This is a genomic window from Streptomyces sp. NBC_01255 (assembly GCF_036226445.1).
Lineage (GTDB): Bacteria > Actinomycetota > Actinomycetes > Streptomycetales > Streptomycetaceae > Streptomyces.
In genome coordinates, this window is record NZ_CP108474.1 from 509,452 (window position 1) to 526,392 (window position 16,941).

The 16,941-nt window shown below is 73.1% G+C and carries 8 protein-coding genes; 2 read left to right on the forward strand and 6 right to left on the reverse strand.

The window, feature by feature from the left end; translation table 11 throughout:
• The first annotated feature begins 11 nt into the window (after positions 1-11).
• A complete protein-coding gene (locus tag OG357_RS02210) occupies positions 12-7,739 on the forward strand; it encodes a non-ribosomal peptide synthetase (protein WP_329619461.1) in 7,728 nt (2,575 codons plus the stop codon).
• A complete protein-coding gene (locus OG357_RS02215; protein ID WP_329619462.1) occupies positions 7,736-11,644 on the forward strand; it encodes an amino acid adenylation domain-containing protein in 3,909 nt (1,302 codons plus the stop codon). The genes OG357_RS02210 and OG357_RS02215 overlap by 4 nt, the downstream gene beginning before the upstream one ends.
• 29 nt (positions 11,645-11,673) lie before the next feature.
• On the opposite strand, the gene OG357_RS02220 is transcribed toward OG357_RS02215, so the two are convergent.
• From OG357_RS02220 to OG357_RS02245, 6 genes are all read right to left on the reverse strand, one after another.
• On the reverse strand, positions 11,674-13,041 hold the full coding sequence (locus OG357_RS02220; protein ID WP_329619463.1) for a sulfate adenylyltransferase subunit 1: 1,368 nt from the start codon (positions 13,039-13,041) through the stop codon (positions 11,674-11,676).
• Between the two features lie 2 nt (positions 13,042-13,043).
• Positions 13,044-13,979, reverse strand: a complete 936-nt coding sequence (gene cysD / locus OG357_RS02225) for a sulfate adenylyltransferase subunit CysD (RefSeq protein ID WP_329619464.1) — start codon at positions 13,977-13,979, stop codon at positions 13,044-13,046.
• Positions 13,976-14,521: an adenylyl-sulfate kinase gene (cysC, locus tag OG357_RS02230; protein WP_329619465.1), complete on the reverse strand. Its 546-nt coding sequence runs from the start codon at positions 14,519-14,521 to the stop codon at positions 13,976-13,978. The genes cysD and cysC overlap by 4 nt, the downstream gene beginning before the upstream one ends.
• Positions 14,518-15,498 (reverse strand): LnmK family bifunctional acyltransferase/decarboxylase, encoded by a 981-nt coding sequence (locus OG357_RS02235; RefSeq protein ID WP_329619466.1) that lies wholly within the window; start codon positions 15,496-15,498, stop codon positions 14,518-14,520. The genes cysC and OG357_RS02235 overlap by 4 nt, the downstream gene beginning before the upstream one ends.
• Positions 15,495-16,622 (reverse strand): histidinol-phosphate transaminase, encoded by a 1,128-nt coding sequence (locus tag OG357_RS02240; RefSeq protein WP_329619467.1) that lies wholly within the window; start codon positions 16,620-16,622, stop codon positions 15,495-15,497. The genes OG357_RS02235 and OG357_RS02240 overlap by 4 nt, the downstream gene beginning before the upstream one ends.
• 71 nt (positions 16,623-16,693) lie before the next feature.
• Positions 16,694-16,924 carry an acyl carrier protein gene (locus tag OG357_RS02245; protein ID WP_329619468.1) on the reverse strand — a complete coding sequence of 77 codons (231 nt, stop codon included), beginning with the start codon at positions 16,922-16,924 and terminating at the stop codon, positions 16,694-16,696.
• Positions 16,925-16,941 lie beyond the last annotated feature (17 nt).

Consider the following 16,941-nt stretch of genomic DNA (forward strand, 5'->3'; position numbering starts at 1 on the left):
CCGAGACCACCGTGATCCCTCTGTCGTTTTCGCAGCTGCGGTTCTGGTTCCAGAGAGAGATGGACCGCGCCGGCGAATCGCCCAACGCCTCGATGGCACTCCGGCTGACGGGCCCGCTGGACCGGGCGGCGATGCGCGACGCGCTGCGGGACGTGGTGTCGAGGCACGAGATCCTGCGCACCGTCTTCCCGGTCACCGACGGAGTGCCCGGGCAGCGGATCCTGGAGGCGGTGACGGTCGAGCTGCCTCTGCGACGGGTCGCGGAGAAGGACGCCGATGCGGCCGTGACGGAGGCGGCCGAGCGCCTCTTCGACCTGGGGCGCGAGATCCCGCTGCGGGCCGTCCTGCTCGCCGTCGGCTCGCACGACCACCACGTCGACCACCACGTGCTGGCGATCACCGTGCACCACATCGCCTTCGACGGCTGGTCCGTCGCACCGTTCCTCCGCGAGCTGTCGTACGCCTACACCGCACGCCTCGACGGCGGACCACCGTCCTGGGACGAACTACCCTTCCAGTACGCGGATTTCACCCTGTGGCAGCGCAAGGAGCTCGGCGCACCCGACGAACCCGGCAGCCTCTTCGCCGAGCAACTGGCCCACTGGACCCGCGCCCTCGCCGACGCGCCCGCCGAACTCCCCCTGCCCTCCGACCGGCCGCGCCCTGCCGCCGCCACCCACCGTGCCGGCACCGTCCCCTTCCATCTGCCGCCCGACAGCTTCCGGCACCTCGCCGGCCTCGCCCTCCGGCACGGCGCCAGCACGTTCATGGTCCTCCACGCGGCGCTCGCGGGGCTCCTCCGGCGGCTCGGCGCCGGCACCGACATCCTGGTCGGCAGCCCGGTCGCCGGACGCACCGACGTCGGCCTCGACGACCTCGTCGGCTGCTTCGTCAACACCGTCGTCATCCGGACCGACACGTCCGGCGACCCCGACTTCCACGACCTGCTCCAGCAGGCCCGGGCGGGGGTCACGGCCGCGCTCGACCACCAGGACGTGCCCTTCGAGCAGGTCGTGGAGGCCGTCAACCCGGCACGGTCGGCGGCCCGGCACCCGCTCTTCCAGGTCATGCTCAGCCTGCAGAACAACGCGGGCGCCGCCGCGCACCTCCCCCACCTCGACACCCGCCTGCTGGACCCCGGCCCCCACCGGACGGTCTCCTTCGACCTGCTCCTCGACGTCACCGAGACCGACGGGGCGCTCGACGGCTCCCTCGTCTACGCCCGCGACCTCTTCGACCACGACACCGCCGAGCGTCTGGTCCGCTGCTTCACGGCCTTCCTGACCCAGGCGGTCGCCGCGCCGGAGCGGCGCATCGGCCGGCTGGAGATCCTCGACCCCGCCGAGCTCCGGACGACGTCGGAGACCTGGAACGGCCCGGACACGGCGCTGCCTGCCGACTCCGTACCGGAGCTGCTCCGGCGGCGCGCGGCCGCCGCGCCCGATGACACCGCGGTGATCTGCGGCGCGTCCCGGCTCACCTACGCCGGGCTTGAGGCCCGGTCCGACCGCCTCGCCCGCCGGCTGCGCGGACAGGGCGCGGGTCCGGAAGAGCTGGTCGCCGTGGCCGTGAACCGCTCGGCCGACCTGGTCGTCGCCCTGCTCGCCGTACTGAAGACGGGGGCCGCCTACCTTCCCCTGGACCCGCGCAACCCGGTGGAGCGGCAGCGCGCGATCCTGGAGGAGGCACGGCCCTGCCTGCTCCTGGCGGACGCGTCCACGAAGGAGCGGGCCGAGGACCTCACGGGCGTGCCGCTGGTCCTGGCCGAGGACGCCGATCCGGCCGATGCCGATCCGGCCGGTCTCGATCCGGATGCGGACGGTTGGCCGGACATCACCGGCGACCGGGCCGCGTACGCGATGTACACGTCCGGCTCCACCGGCCGCCCCAAGGGCGTCCTCGTGACCCATCGGAACATCGTCGCTCTCGCCGCCGACACCTGCTGGGCGGCGGACGGTGGCCACGCGCGGGTACTCGCCCACTCGCCGCACTCCTTCGACGCCTCGACGTACGAGCTGTGGGTGCCGCTGCTCGGCGGCGGCACGGTCGTGATGGTGCCGGCCGGTGACTCCTCGCCGGGGGCACTGGAGCGGGCCGTGGCCGAGGGGGGCGCGACGAGCGTGTTCCTGACCACCGCGCTCTTCAACCTGCTGGTAGCGGAGAGAAGTTCACTCCTCGGCCGGCTCCGGCACGTCTGGACGGGTGGTGAGCAGCCGTCGGGCGGGGCCGTGCGGCAGATGCTGACGGACTTCCCCGGCGCCGTGCTGACCCATGTCTACGGGCCGACCGAGAACACGACGTTCACCACCTTCAGGAGCCTGGACCCGGCCCGGGACGCGGACGGCGGCAAGCCGACGATCGGCCGGCCCATGGCGAACACGCGGGTGTACGTACTGGACGAGTGGCTCCGGCCGGTGCCCGTGGGGGTGCCGGGCGAGCTGTACGTCGCGGGCGCCGGACTGGCCCGCGGCTACCTCGGCCGCCCAGGTCTCACCGCGGGGCGTTTCGTCGCCGACCCCTACGGCGCGCCCGGCACCCGCATGTACCGCACGGGTGACGTCGTCCGGTGGACCGCCGGCGGCGAGCTCGACTTCCTCGCCCGCGTCGACGACCAGGTCAAGATACGCGGCTTCCGCATCGAACCCCGCGAGATCGAGGCCGTCCTGGAGCGTCACCCGGCCGTCGGCCGCGCCGCCGTCCTCGTACGGGAGGACGGGCCCGGGGAGCGCGGCCTCGTCGCCTACGTCGTCCCCGCCCCGCACGTCGACGGCGATCCCGCCCCGGAACTCGCCGAGCACGCCAGGCGGGCCCTGCCCGACTACATGGTCCCCGTCGTCGTCGTACTCCCCGACGGGCTTCCCCTCACGCCCAACGGCAAGCTCGACCGGGCGGCTCTGCCCGCCCCCGGGAAGGGCAGCGGCTCCCGCGTGCCCCGCCCGCCCCGCACGCCCGCCGAGCGGATGCTGTGCGGACTGTTCGCCGAGATCCTCGGGCTGCCGGAGGTCGGTGCGGACGACGACTTCTTCGAGCTCGGCGGCCATTCCCTGCTCGCCATCCGGCTGGTCAACCGGCTGCGACAGGTGCTGGACGACGGAATCGGGATGCGGACGGTCTTCGAGTCGCCGACGCCGGCCGGACTCGCCCGGCTCGCCGAGAAGGCCGGGGCCACGGGTGCTGCCGACCGTGGGGCGCTGCGGCCCCGGCCACGCGGGGACGTACTGCCTCCGTCCTTCTCCCAGCTGCGGTTCTGGCTCCAGGGCGAGCTGGCGGAGGGCGCCGCCTCGCACACCGTCACGACCGCCCTGCGGCTCACGGGTCCGCTGGACACCGGGGCGCTGTCGGCGGCGCTGCGGGACGTGGTGGAACGCCACGAGAGCCTCCGCACCGTGTTCCCCGTCACCGACGGAGTTCCCCGCCAACTGGTCCTGGAGTCTGTGGAGTTCGACCTGACAGTACGGGAGGTGGCACAGCGGGACGTCGAAGCGGCGGTGGCCGCGGCGTCGGCGCACGACGTCGACCTGGCACGGGAGGCACCGGTGCGGGCCGCGCTCTTCGTCTGCGCCCCCGAGGAGCACGTCCTCGCGGTCACGATCCACCACATCGCCTTCGACGGCTGGTCCGCCGCCCCCTTCCTCCGCGATCTCTCCGCGGCCTATGCCGCCCGGCTGCGGGGGCGGGCCCCCGACCTCCCGGAACTGCCCGTGCAGTACGCCGACTTCACGCTGTGGCAGCGTGAGGCACTCGGGGAACCCGGCGACCCCGACAGCCTCTTCGCCCGTCAACTCGCCCACTGGAACCGCACGCTGGCCGAGGCTCCCGACGAGATCCCGCTGCCCGCCGACCGGCCACGCCCCGCCGCCGCCACCCATCGCGCCGGCGCGGTGCCGTTCCGGATCGCCCCGGAGGTCCACGCGAACCTCACCGCTCTGGCACGGAAGCACGGCGCGAGCGTGTTCATGGCACTGCACGCCGGCCTGGCGGGCCTGCTGCGGCAGCTCGGCGCCGGGACGGACATCCTCGTCGGCAGCCCGGTCGCCGGACGCACCGACAGCGGTCTCGACGACCTCGTCGGCTGCTTCGTGAACACCGTGGTGGTACGGACCGATGTCTCCGGAGATCCGGACTTCGGCGACCTGCTCGATCGCGTCCGCACCGAGGTCCTCGCCGCGCTGGAGCACCAGGACGTGCCCTTCGAGCAGGTCGTGGACGCCGTCGACCCGGTGCGGTCGGCGGCCCGGCACCCGCTCTTCCAGGTGATGCTGAGTCTGCAGAACAACGCGACCGGCGCCGTGGAACTTCCCGGCCTCCACGTCGACATGCTGGACCACGGCCGGTACCGGACCAGCCCCTTCGATCTGCTCTTCGATCTCACCGAGTCCGGCGGGGGCCTGGACGGCACCCTCTTCTACGCCCTCGACCTCTTCGACCACTCCACCGCGGAACGGCTCGCCGGGTTCTTCACCCACCTCCTCGCCGACGCGACCGCCCGTCCCACCCGGCCGGTGCGGCAGCTGGACGTGCTGTCCCCCGCCGAGCGGCACACCGTCCTCACGGAGTGGAGCGGGCCGGCGGCCGGTTCGGCACCGCCGACGGGTTCGGTGCCGCAGTGGTTCCGCGACCAGGCCGCCAGGACACCCGACGCGGTAGCTGTACTCCATGGGACCAGTCGGATCACGTACGGGGAGCTCGACGCGCGCGTGGACCGGCTGGCCGGGCGTCTGCGGCAGCTCGGCGCGGGCCCGGAGCGGCTGATCGCCGTGGCCATGGACCGTACTCCCGACCTCCTGGTCGCGCTCCTCGCCGTGCACCGGAGCGGTGCCGCGTACCTCCCTGTCGATCCGCACCACCCCAAGGACCGGGTGGAGACGGTGCTGTCCGAGGCCGCGCCGCTCCTGGTGCTCTCGGACCGCGCCACCCGCGACGCGCTCGGCACCGACGACTGGCTCGCCCTGGACGACCCCCGGCTCGACGTCGTGGTCGGTGCCGAAGGCCCGAGCCCGAGTGAGGCGATCCCGGCCGTCGCCACGGCGTACGTCCTCTACACCTCCGGATCGACGGGCCGGCCGAAGGGGGTCACGGTCACCCATCGCAATCTCGCCCATCTGCTGGCCGCCATGCGGGACCGGCTGCCGCTGGGCCCCGCCGACCGCCTGCTCGCCGTGACGACCGTCGCCTTCGACATCGCCCATCTGGAGCTCCTCCTGCCCCTGCTCGACGGCGCCGCGGTCGTCCTCGCCTCGCCCGACGAGGTGCGCGAGCCGCATGCCCTCGGCCGGCTGATCGGACGGCACGGGGTCACCGCCGTCCAGGCGACGCCCTCCCTGTGGTCCGGCCTCGTGGCCGAGATCCCCGACGCGGTCCGGGGGCTGCGCGTCCTCGTCGGCGGCGAGGCGCTGCCGCCCGCCCTGGCCGGCGGTCTCACCGCCCTGGCCGCGGAGGTCACCAACGTGTACGGGCCCACCGAGACGACCATCTGGTCGCTCGCGGCCCCCATCGGCCCGCACAACGCGGAGCACCCGCCGCTCGGCTCCCCGCTGGGCGACACCCGGGTCTACGTCCTGAGCGAGGCGCTGCGGCCGGTGCCCGTGGGAGTGCCGGGCGAGCTGTACATCGGGGGTGCGGGCGTGGCGCGCGGCTACCTCGGCCGCCCGGGGCTGACCGCCGAGCGGTTCGTCGCCGATCCGTACGGTCCGCCCGGCGCCCGCCTGTACCGGACCGGCGACCTGGTCCGGTGGACCTCCGAAGGGGAACTCGTCTTCCTCGGGCGCACCGACGACCAGGTGAAGCTGCGCGGGTTCCGTATCGAGCCCCGCGAGATCGAGGCGGTCCTGGACCGGCACGACCGCGTCACCCGCAGCGCCGTCGCGGTGCGCGAGGACCGGCCGGGCGAGCGCCGGCTCGTCGCCTACGTCGTGCCCGTCCGGGCCGCCGGCACCGCCGACGACCTCGTCTCCGCACTCGTCGAGTGGGCGCGGCAGGCGCTGCCGCCGTACATGGTCCCCACCGTCGTGGTGCTTCCCGACGGGCTGCCGCTCACGCCCAACGGAAAGCTCGACCGGTCCGCGCTGCCCGCCCCGCACGGACCCGCCTCCCCCGCCCGCGAGGCCCGGGAGCCGAGCACCCCCGCCGAGAAGCTCCTCTGCGAACTGTTCGCCGCCATCCTCGGACGGCCCGACGTCGGCGTCGAGGACGACTTCTTCGAGCTCGGCGGCGACAGCATCGTGTCGATCCGGCTGGTGTCCCGGGCCCGCTCACGAGGTCTGGCCATCTCCACGCGGGACGTCTTCCGATACCGGACCGTCGCCGAACTGGCCGCCCACGCGAAGGTACGGAAGCCCAAGGCGGGCGCGGCGACGGGATCCGCCGCGGCGCCGACGGCCGGCGAGGTGCCGCTCACCCCGATCGTCCACTGGCAGCGCGAACGGGGCGGCCCCGTCGACGGCTTCCACCAGTCCGTGCTCGTACGGACCCCGGCCGACCTGTCCCTGCCGCGGTTGCGGGAGCTGGTCCAGTCGCTGCTCGACCGGCACGACGCGCTGCGGATGCGGCTGACGCGCACCCCCGGTTGGCGCCTTGAGGTCCTGCCGCGGGGTGCGGTCGACGCTGCCGCGCGCGTCGTACGGATCGACGCGGCCGGCCTCGCCGCGGGGAGGCTCGCGGACACGGTCCGCGCCGAGACGGACGCGGCGCGGCGGCGGCTGGCGCCCGGCGACGGGAACATGCTCCAGGCGGTGTGGTTCGACGCGGGTCCCGGCCTGCCCGGCCGACTGCTCCTGATGATCAACCACCTCGTGGTGGACGGCGTCTCGTGGCGGATCCTCCTGGAGGACCTGAGTGCCGGTGCGGCCCCGCGGACTGCGGCGCCGGACTTCACGCCGGTGTCGTTCGCCGACTGGGGGCGCCTCCTGGAGCGCGAGGCACGCGGGCGGGCACCCGAACTCCCCTTCTGGCTGGGGCTCGTCGAGGGAGCAGGCGATCTCGTCCAGGGTGCGGATCTCGTGGCCGGCCGTGATGTCGAGGGCTCGAAGCGCATCGTCACCCGTGTCCTGCCCGCCGACCTGACGGAGTCGCTCCTGACCCAGGTGCCCGCGCGGCTCGGCGTCGGCGTGAACGCGGTGCTGCTCGGCGCGCTGAGTACGGCCGCGGCGCGCTGGCGTGCGGCGCTCGGCCCCGCCACCCCTTCGGACGGCGACGCGCCGTTCCTCGTGGACGTGGAGGGGCACGGCCGCGAGGAGATCGTCGGCGGCCTCGACCTGTCGGCGACCGTGGGCTGGTTCACCAGCATGTTCCCCGTACGGCTCCCAGGGCGGCCGGACGATCCGGACGGCACCGTACGGGCCGTGGACGGCCGGCTCGGAAGCATGCCGGACAAGGGGCTCGGCTTCGGCCTGCTGCGCCATCTCCATCCGGAGACCGCGCCCGTGCTCGGGGCGCGGCCCCGGGCGCAGATCCTGTTCAACTACCTGGGCCGGTTCGACCGGCCGGACGAGGCCGACTGGGGGCTGGCGCCGGAAGCCGGCGCGGTCGCCGGAGGCGGCGACCCCGAGATGCCCCTGACGCACCTCCTGGAGGTGTCCGCGGTCGTCCACGACCGCGGGGACCGGCCGGAACTCCACGTCACCTGGGCGTATCCGAAGGCCCTGCTGGAGCGGCCCCGGGTGGAGGCTCTGGCCGACGCCTGGTTCGAGGCACTGGAGACCCTGACCGCACGCACCGACGAACCGGGAGAGACGGCGTGACCGCACCGGAGCGCACCCACGAACAGGCCTGCGAGCAGGCCCAGGAGCAGGGCCACGAGCCGACGTCGAGGCCGGCGCCGCTCCAGCAAGGGCTGTTCTTCCACACGGCGTTCGACACGGACGGCCAGGACATCTACACGACCCAGCTGGCACTGGACTTCGAGGGTCCGGTCGACCCCGTTCTTCTGCGAGAGGTCTGCCAGGCACTCCTGGACCGGCACGACAGCCTGCGGTCGGGGTTCCGTACGGACGCGTCGGGATCGCCCGTACGCTTCGTACCGCCCTGGGTCCCGCTGGACTGGCGGGCGGCCGACCTCACCGGGACGGCGCCCGCCGACCGGGAGGCCGAGGCCGCGCGGCTGGTCGAGGAGGAGCGGCGGCGGCGCTTCGACACCGCCCGGCCGCCGCTGGTGCGCTTCCTGCTGATCCGTCTGGACGGCGCCCGGTGGCGCTTCGTCCTGACGAACCATCACATCATTCTGGACGGCTGGTCCACGTCGATCCTCCTCGACGAGCTGTTCCGGCTGTACGACGCCGGTGCGGGTGCCGCGGCGCACCTGCTGCCGCCCGCCCCCTCGTACACCTCCTATCTGGACTGGCTCGGCGAGGTGGACCCGGAGTGGTCCCGGGACGCCTGGGCGGAGGCGCTTTCCGGGATCGAGGGGCCGACGCTGGTGGCACCGCGGGCGCAGGGCACGGACACCGTGGTGCCCGAACGGGTGGTGCGCACGCTGCCCGCCGCGCGCACCGCCGCGCTGACGGACCGGGCGCGGGAGGCGGGGGTCACCCTCGGCACGGTGATGCAGGTGGCCTGGGGGCTGGTGCTGCGGCAGCTGACCGGGCAGGGCGACGTGCTGTTCGGGACGACGGTGTCGGGGCGGGCCGCCGACGTCGACGGCGTCGAGACGATGGTCGGGCTGCTCATCAACACCGTTCCGGCGCGGGTGCGGATCGGTCCGCGGGACACGCTGCTCGATCTCCTCGAACGGGTCCAGGACGAACAGCTCGACCTGTTCGAGCACCACCACGTCGGGCTGACGGAGATCCAGCAGCAGGCGGGCTTCGGGGCTCTGTTCGACACCACGACCGTCTTCGACAACTATCCGATGGGCTCGGGCGAGCGCCGCCTCGGCGAGGCACTTCTCGTCGACGTCACCGGGTTCGACGCCACCCACTATCCGCTCTCCCTGATCTGCACGCCGGGCGAGGAGCTGGGCATCCGGATCGATTTCCGGCCCGATCTGCTCGGGCGCGGGACGGTGGAGGGGATCGCCGAGCGGTTCGCCCGGATCCTGGAGGCGATCGCCGGGGATCCGCACCGCGCGGCGGGCAGCCTGCCGGTCCTCTCGGACGGCGAGCGCCGGCGGGTCCTCGAGGAGTGGAACGCCACCGGCCGCCCGGTGGCACCGGCGACGCTGCCCGCCCTGATCGAGGCGCAAGCCGCGCGGAACCCGCACCGGCCCGCCCTCTCGCACGAGGGACGGGTCCTCGGGTACGGCGAGCTCAACCGGCGGGCGAACCGTCTGGCGCGCGTGCTGCTCGCCGAGGGGGCGGGACCGGAGACGCGGGTGGCCCTGACGCTGCCGAGGACCGCGGACATGGTCGTCGCCCTGCTCGCCGTGCTCAAGACCGGGGCGGCCTATGTGCCGGTCGACGTGCGCTACCCGGCCGACCGGGTGGCGCGGATGCTCGGCGACGCGCGGCCGCGGCTCGCGGTGGTCACCGAGGCGTCCCGGGGCGTGCTGCCGGAGGGGACGACCGCGCTCGTCCTGGACGACCCCGCCGTGGCGCGGCGCGTCGAGGAGCAGGGGGACGCGGACGTCGTGGACGCGGAGCGGCCGGGACCGCTCCTCCCCCGGCACCCCGCCTACGTCATCTACACGTCGGGCACCACGGGCGCCCCCAAGGGCGTGGTCGTCGAGCACGCGAACGCCGTCAACTTCGTGGCGATCGTGGAGGACCACTTCGGCGCCGACGGCATGGCGCGGATCCTGGCGTCCACCTCGCTCAGCTTCGACGTGTCGGTCTTCGAGATCGTCACGACCCTGGCGCTCGGCGGCCATCTGGAGCTGGTCGACGACCTGTTCGCCCTGCTCGACCGGGACGGCTGGGAGGGGAGCCTGGTCAGCGGTGTTCCCTCGGCGATGGCGAGCATGCTGGCGGGCGGCGCCTTCGAGGTGGCGGCACCGCATGTGGTGCTCGGCGGGGAGGCGGTGCCGCTCGCCCTGCTGCGCGAGCTGCGGGAGCGGGTGCCCGGCTGCGCGGTCACCAACATCTACGGCCCCACCGAGGCGACCACCTACTCGACCTGGTGGCGCAGTGGCGACGAGGACGGCGACGGCGATCCGCCGATCGGCCGCCCGGTGCCCAACGCCCGGGTGTACGTGCTGGATCCGTGGCTCCAGCCGGTCGCCGTGGGGCAGCTGGGCGAGCTGTACATCGCCGGCGCGGGCGTCACCCGCGGCTATCTGAACCGTCCGGCGCTGACGTCGGAGCGCTTCGTGGCCTGTCCGTTCGGCGCGCCCGGCGGCCGGATGTACCGCACGGGCGACCAGGTGCGGTGGCGGGCCGACGGGCAGCTGGAGTATCTGGGCCGGCTCGACGGCCAGGTGAAGATCCGTGGCTTCCGGATCGAACTCGGCGACGTGGAGGCCGCCCTGCTGCGGCACAAGAGCGTGGCGCAGGCCGTCGCGGTCGTACGGGAGGACCGGGCGGGCGACCGCAGGCTGGTCGCGTACGCCGTGGCGGCCGAACCCGGGACGGCGCTCGACGGCGCGGAGCTGCGGCGTTTCACCCGTGACACGCTGCCGGACTACATGGTGCCGTCGGCGGTGGTGCAGCTGGAGCGGTTCCCGCTGATGCCGAACGGCAAGCTGGACCGGCGGGCGCTGCCGGCCCCCGCGTACGGCGCCGCCGCCCGCCGGGAGGCGGCCCACGCGCACGAGGAGCCGCTGTGCGCGCTGTTCGCCGAGGTGCTCGGGGTGGACCGGGTCGGCCCGGACGACGGCTTCTTCGATCTGGGCGGGCACTCGCTCCTTGCGACGCGGCTGGTGAGCCGGGTGCGTGCGGTCCTGGGTACCGACCTGTCCGTCCGTGCCCTGTTCGAGGCGCCGACCCCGGCCGCCCTCGCACGCCGGTTCGACGGCGAGGGAGACGGCTCCGGTCTGGACGTGCTGTTGCCGCTGCGGACCCGCGGACGTCTGAGGCCGTTGTTCGCGGTGCACGCGGCGAGCGGCCTCGCCTGGCCGTACGCCCGGCTGCTGCCGCACCTGGATCCGGATGTGCCGCTGTACGGGCTGCAGGCGCCGAGCCTCACCGATCCGGAGGGCGGCGCGCGCACGCCGGAGGAGCTGGTGCGGGAGTACGCGCGGCGGATCCGGGAGGTGCAGCCGGAGGGCCCGTACCGGCTGCTCGGCTGGTCGGTCGGCGGCACCCTTGCCTTCGGCGTGGCCGCGGAGCTGGTGGCGGCGGGGCTGGCCGTGGAGTTCGTGGCCCTGCTCGACTCGTATCCGGCTCCCGAGGAGGGGCTGCCCGACTGGGAGGAGACGCACCGGCACGTGGCCGGGTCGGCCGGTTTCGCCGCGGACGGGACGCCGCCGGAGCAGATCGCGCTGCTCGGGGAGCGGGCGGTGGAGGGCGCGCGGCTCGCGGTGCGGTCGGCGGTGGACGCGCTGCGGACCGCTCCGGCGCGGACGCACGGTGTGGACGTGCTCCACTTCCGGGCCGCGTCGGACGCCTCGGACGCCGCCCCGGACGCCTGGCAGGTGTGCGGCGGCGGGCGGCTCTCGACGTTCGACGTGGCGTGCGGCCACTACGAGATGCTGGATCCCGCTCCGCTCGCCTCGATCGGCGAGGTGCTGTCGGACCGGGCCGCGGAAGGCACGGCGGTCACGACGGGGCGTTGAGGGGGGGGGCGCGGCGGACCGGTCGCTCGTCAGAAGTCCCAGCCGTCGTCGTCGGCGGCGGTGCCCTTGAGCAGGTCGGGAGCGGCGAAGGACTCGCCGACCATGCCCGCGGTCAGAGTGGTGCCGTCGCCGGGGTCGATCAGGATGAACGAGCCGGTGCGGCGCGAGTCGGCGTAGGAGTCGACGGGCAGCCGCTCGGCGGTACGGATCGTGATCCGGCCGATGTCGTTGGCGACGAGGCGACCGGTGTGGGGGCGCAGGGACAGGTCGTCGAGGGTGAGCCGGGAGACGATGTCCGTGACGATGGCCTTGACCGTGCGGGTGCCGTGCTTGAGCAGCACACGGTGCCCGACGGTCAGCGCCTGATCGGCCACATGGCAGACGGTCGCCTCGATGTCCTGGGTGGTCGCCGGAGCGTCCGTCGTCGGCACGATCAGGTCGCCCCGCGAGACGTCGAGGTCGTCCTCGAGGAGGACGGTCACCGACTGCCCGGTCCAGGCCGCGTCGACCCACCTGCCGAGCAGGTCGATGCCGGAGATCCTCGTCGTACGACCGGACGGAAGGATCGTGACCGGCTCGCCGACGTGGAAGGAACCGGCCGCGATCTGGCCGGCGTATCCGCGGTAGTCGGGGTGCTCGGCGGTCTGGGGCCGGATGACGTACTGCACGGGGAGCCGGGCGTTGCGGTGGGTCAGGTCGTGGCTGACCGGGACCGTCTCGACGTGCTCGAGCACCGTCGGGCCGCTGTACCAGTCCATGACCGCCGACGGCTCCACCACGTTGTCCCCGGCCAGGGCCGAGATCGGGATCGCGGTGACCTCGGGGATGCCCAGGTCGGCCGCGTACGCCGTGAACTCCGCCACGATCGTGGCGAACACCGGCTCGCGGTATCCGACCAGGTCCATCTTGTTGACCGCCAGGACGACCTGCGGAACGCGCAGCAGTGCGGCGATGGCGGCGTGCCTGCGGGTCTGCTCGACGACACCGTGGCGGGCGTCGACCAGGATCACGGTCAGTTCGGCGGTGGAGGCACCCGTGACCATGTTGCGGGTGTACTGCACATGCCCGGGGGTGTCGGCCAGGATGAACCGCCGCTTCGGGGTGGCGAAGTAGCGGTAGGCGACATCGATCGTGATGCCCTGTTCGCGTTCGGCGCGCAGACCGTCGGTGAGCAGGGCGAGGTCGGGGGCGTCCTGGCCACGGCCGGCCGAGGCCCGCTCCACGGCCTCCAGCTGGTCGGCCAGCACCGACTTGGAGTCGTGCAGCAGCCGGCCCACCAGCGTGGACTTGCCGTCGTCGACGGAGCCTGCGGTGGCGAATCGCAGAAGGGTGGCGGTCGAGGGTTCCGTGGTCCCGGTTCTGGTCCCGGTCCTGGTCCTGGTCCTGGTCCTGGTCATGCTCAGAAGTACCCCTCGCGCTTGCGGTCCTCCATGGAGGACTCGGAGAGCTTGTCGTCGGCGCGCGTCGCGCCCCGCTCGGTCAGCCGGGACACGGCGATCTCGGCGATCACCTGGTCCAGGGTCACCGCGTCGGAGTCGACCGCGCCGGTGCAGGACATGTCACCGACGGTGCGATAGCGGACGAGCCGCTTCTCCACGGTCTCGCCGGCCTTCGGGTCGCCCCACTCCCCCACGGGCAGCCACATCCCGGAGCGCCGGAAGACCTCGCGCTCATGGGCGAAGTAGATCTCCGGCAGGTCGATGCCCTCGCGGGCGATGTACTGCCACACGTCCAGCTCGGTCCAGTCGGACAGCGGGAAGACGCGGACGTGTTCGCCGGGGGCGTGCCGGCCGTTGTAGAGCCGCCACAGCTCGGGGCGCTGGCGGCGCGGGTCCCACTGCGAGAACTGGTCCCGGAGGCTGAACACCCGTTCCTTGGCCCGGGCCTTCTCCTCGTCACGACGGCCGCCGCCGAAGACCGCGTCGAACCGCTCCGCTTGGATCTTCTCCGTCAGCGCCAGCGTCTGCAGCGGATTGCGGGTCCCGTCGGGGCGCTCCTTGAGCACTCCGCGGTCGATGTAGTCCTGTACGGACGCCACATGGAGGCGCAGTCCATGGGCCGCCACCACACGGTCCCGGTACTGCAGGACCTCCGGGAAGTTGTGTCCGGTGTCCACGTGCAGCAGCTCGAACGGCACCGGGGCGGGCGCGAACGCCTTCAGCGCGAGGTGCAGCATGACGATGGAGTCCTTGCCGCCGGAGAACAGGATCACCGGCCGCTCGAACTCGCCCGCCACCTCGCGGAAGATGTGCACCGCCTCCGACTCCAGCGCGTCCGCATGGGTCAGGGTGTACGGGTGGTCGGTTCTCTCGGACCGCGTCGTCACCGTCGTCATGCCAGCCCTTTCTCCCGCAGCAACGCGACAAGCGCCTCCGCCGACTCCGTCTTGCTCTGCTCGTGGGCCGGGATCCGCAGATCCGGTGCGGCAGGCGGCTCGTACGGATCGTCCACCCCGGTCAGGCCGGACATCTCGCCCCTCGCCTGCCGCGCGTACAGACCCTTCACATCGCGTACGGCGCACACCTCGACCGGCGTGGCCACGTGCACCTCGACGTACGCGGTACCGGCGGCCGCGTGCCGCTCGCGCACGGCTGCGCGGGCGTCCGCGTACGGGGCGATGACCGGTACGAGCACCGTCACACCGTGGGAGGCGAGCAGCTCGGCGACGTAGCCGATGCGGCACACGTTCACCTCGCGGTCCTTGCGGGAGAAGCCGAGGCCGGCCGTCAGGTGGGCGCGTACTTCGTCGCCGTCCAGGATGTGCACCCGGCGGCCCGCGGACCGCAGTTCGGCGGCGGCGGTCCGCGCGATCGTGGTCTTGCCGGCGCTGGGCAGGCCGGTCAGCCACACCGTCGCGCCGGCGGCGTCGCCGTTCATGAGGCGTCCGAGGAGCGGGGGCCCGCCGGCTCGATCCCGATCTCGATCGCGGTGACGGCTATCAGCTGCCCGGTCGCGGTGTCGCGCAGGGCCATGTCGGCCACCTCGACGTCCGGGGAGCCGGTGCTCCGCCATCTGCGGACGGTGACGGCGAAGACCGTGCCGGGGTCGGCGTTGCCGAAGTAGCCGATCTTCTGGTCGATCACCTTGCGCCGCAGGAACTGTTCGTCCGTGCGTCCCAGCGATCGCCACAGTCGCAGCAGCACCGTGTCGAAGACGGCGAAGTACGAGGCGAAGTACATCAGCCCGGCGCCGTTGAGGTCGCGCACGACGTCCAGGGTGTACGCGAAGGTCTCGGGCTGCCCGGCCTCGTGGAACCCGGGCGGCCCGTCGGGGTGGAAGCTTCCGGTGGCCCGGGCCCGGCCCACGAGGGACCGGGGAGAGTAGGCGTTCGGAAGCGGCGCCAGGTCCTGGTAGGTGAAGTCCGGAGGTGTCACCTGGGCGAGACCCCGGTTGCTGCCCGCGGTGGTACGGGCGACCCACCGGTTGAAGTTCTCCGCGTAGAGGCACTGCGGGTGCGGGTTCTCGTACACCTCCGCCGGGTCCAGCGGGCCGTCCGGCAGCTCCAGACCGGCGGGGGCCAGCCGGTGCAGCGTGATGACCGACTGGGTGCCGAACTGGAAGGCCCGGGAGTCGACCCGGAGTTCGTCGCCGAAGGTGAGCCCGTGGGGGTGGACGACGTCTCCGCCGCGCACATGGAAGTAGTAGAAGGACAGGTAGGCGGGGTCTCCGTCGGCGGTCCGGGCCGCGTGCACGTTGATCCGGCACGACTCGCTCACCACCTCCCAGGTCCAGTCCCCGATCCGGCCGAACACCAGTGAGCCGCCGCTGCACATGCCCGGCGCGACGACGACGTGCCGGGAGACCCCGGCGTCGTGCGGGACCAGCGCACCGGGTGCGGTGTGAAGAGTGGTCATCCTTCCGTCTCCTTTCCGGCCTGGCGCGTCCGGCCGGCTCCGGCCACGGCCGTCTGCCGTGCGGAGCTCCACTCGTCCGCCGCGGCGAGGAACTGGTCGTTGTCCTCGGCGGAACCGATCGACACCCGCACGCCCACGCCCGGGAACGCCCGTACCGTCACGTCCCTGCTCGCGCACCACGCACCGAAGTCGACCGCGTGCGGGCCGAGTCGCAGCCAGACGAAGTTCGCCTGGCTGTCCGGGATCTCCCAGCCGCGGCGCACCAGGGTGTCACGCACCCGATGGCGTTCCGCGACCGTGCTGTCGACGCGCCGCAGCAGTTGCTCTTCGAGTCCGAGGGCCGCGACCGCCGCCTGCTGGGCGACGGTGTTCACCGCGAAGGGGAGACATGCCCGGCGCAGCCGTTCGACGACCTGGGCGTCTCCCACCAGATATCCGGTCCGCAGTCCGGCCAGTCCGTACGCCTTCGAGAACGTGCGCAGCACGACCAGGTTCGGATGCGCGGCGCACAGCCCCAGCGCACTGGTCGCCGCGGGCCCACGGACGTACTCGTGGTAGGCCTCGTCCACAGCGACCAGGCAGGTCGGCGGTACGGACTCGACGAACGTCCGGAGTTCCTCGGGACCGACGACCGTGCCCGTCGGGTTGTTGGGGTTGCAGACGATCACCAGCCGGGTCCGGGAGGAAATCCGGCTGGTGATGGCCCGCAGATCATGGGTGTCGTCGCTCAGCGGCACTTGTACGGACTCCACGCCGGCCAGGGCGGCGAGCGTGGGGTAGACCTCGAACGACGGCCAGGCGTAGACGGCTTCGGCGCCGGGGTCGGCGACCGCCTGGAACAGCGTCTGGAGGAGGGCCACGGAACCGGCACCGACCGCGATCCGGTCCTCCGCGACCCCGTGGGCCTTGGCTATGGCGCGTATCAGCGCTCCGCAGCCGGGGTCCGGGTAGCGGTTCACCGTGGAGCCGGCCGCCGCGATCGCCTCGACGATGCCGGGGAGAGGGGTGTGCGGCGACTCGTTCGCCGACAGCGGGCGAGGTCGCGCCGTCGATCCGTGGGCGCCTGCGGACGGCTTGTAGGAGGCGACGGTTTCGAGAACCGCACGCAGAGGTGGAGAGGACATGGGACTCCCGATGGAGTGGACCCCGCCCGCGCTGAGTCGCGCGAACGGCGCCCGGATCGACTGGGGGGCTCTCAGCCTCCAGGCCGCCGCTCCGCCATCAGGCGGGCCACGTCGGCGAGGGTGCGGGTGTCCAGCAGTTCGTAGTCGTGGACCTCGATGCCGAACCGCTCGTTCAGTACGGTGGCGAGTTCCTGCACCGCCAGGGAGTCCAGCCCGACCTCGTCGCGGGTGGCAGTGGGCACGACGTCCTTCTCGCGTACGTGCAGGTCGCTGACCAGGATGTCCTTGAGTACGTCGTACACGGCTGGCTCTTCCCTCG

What these genes read in the sequence shown, in the direction of transcription:
- OG357_RS02220 (WP_329619463.1), bottom strand. Translation starts at nt 13,041, where the DNA reads ATGACCAGGACCAGGACCAGGACCAGGACCGGGACCAGAACCGGGACC.
- cysD (WP_329619464.1), bottom strand. Translation starts at nt 13,979, where the DNA reads ATGACGACGGTGACGACGCGGTCCGAGAGAACCGACCACCCGTACACC.
- cysC (WP_329619465.1), bottom strand. Translation starts at nt 14,521, where the DNA reads ATGAACGGCGACGCCGCCGGCGCGACGGTGTGGCTGACCGGCCTGCCC.
- OG357_RS02235 (WP_329619466.1), bottom strand. Translation starts at nt 15,498, where the DNA reads ATGACCACTCTTCACACCGCACCCGGTGCGCTGGTCCCGCACGACGCC.
- OG357_RS02240 (WP_329619467.1), bottom strand. Translation starts at nt 16,622, where the DNA reads ATGTCCTCTCCACCTCTGCGTGCGGTTCTCGAAACCGTCGCCTCCTAC.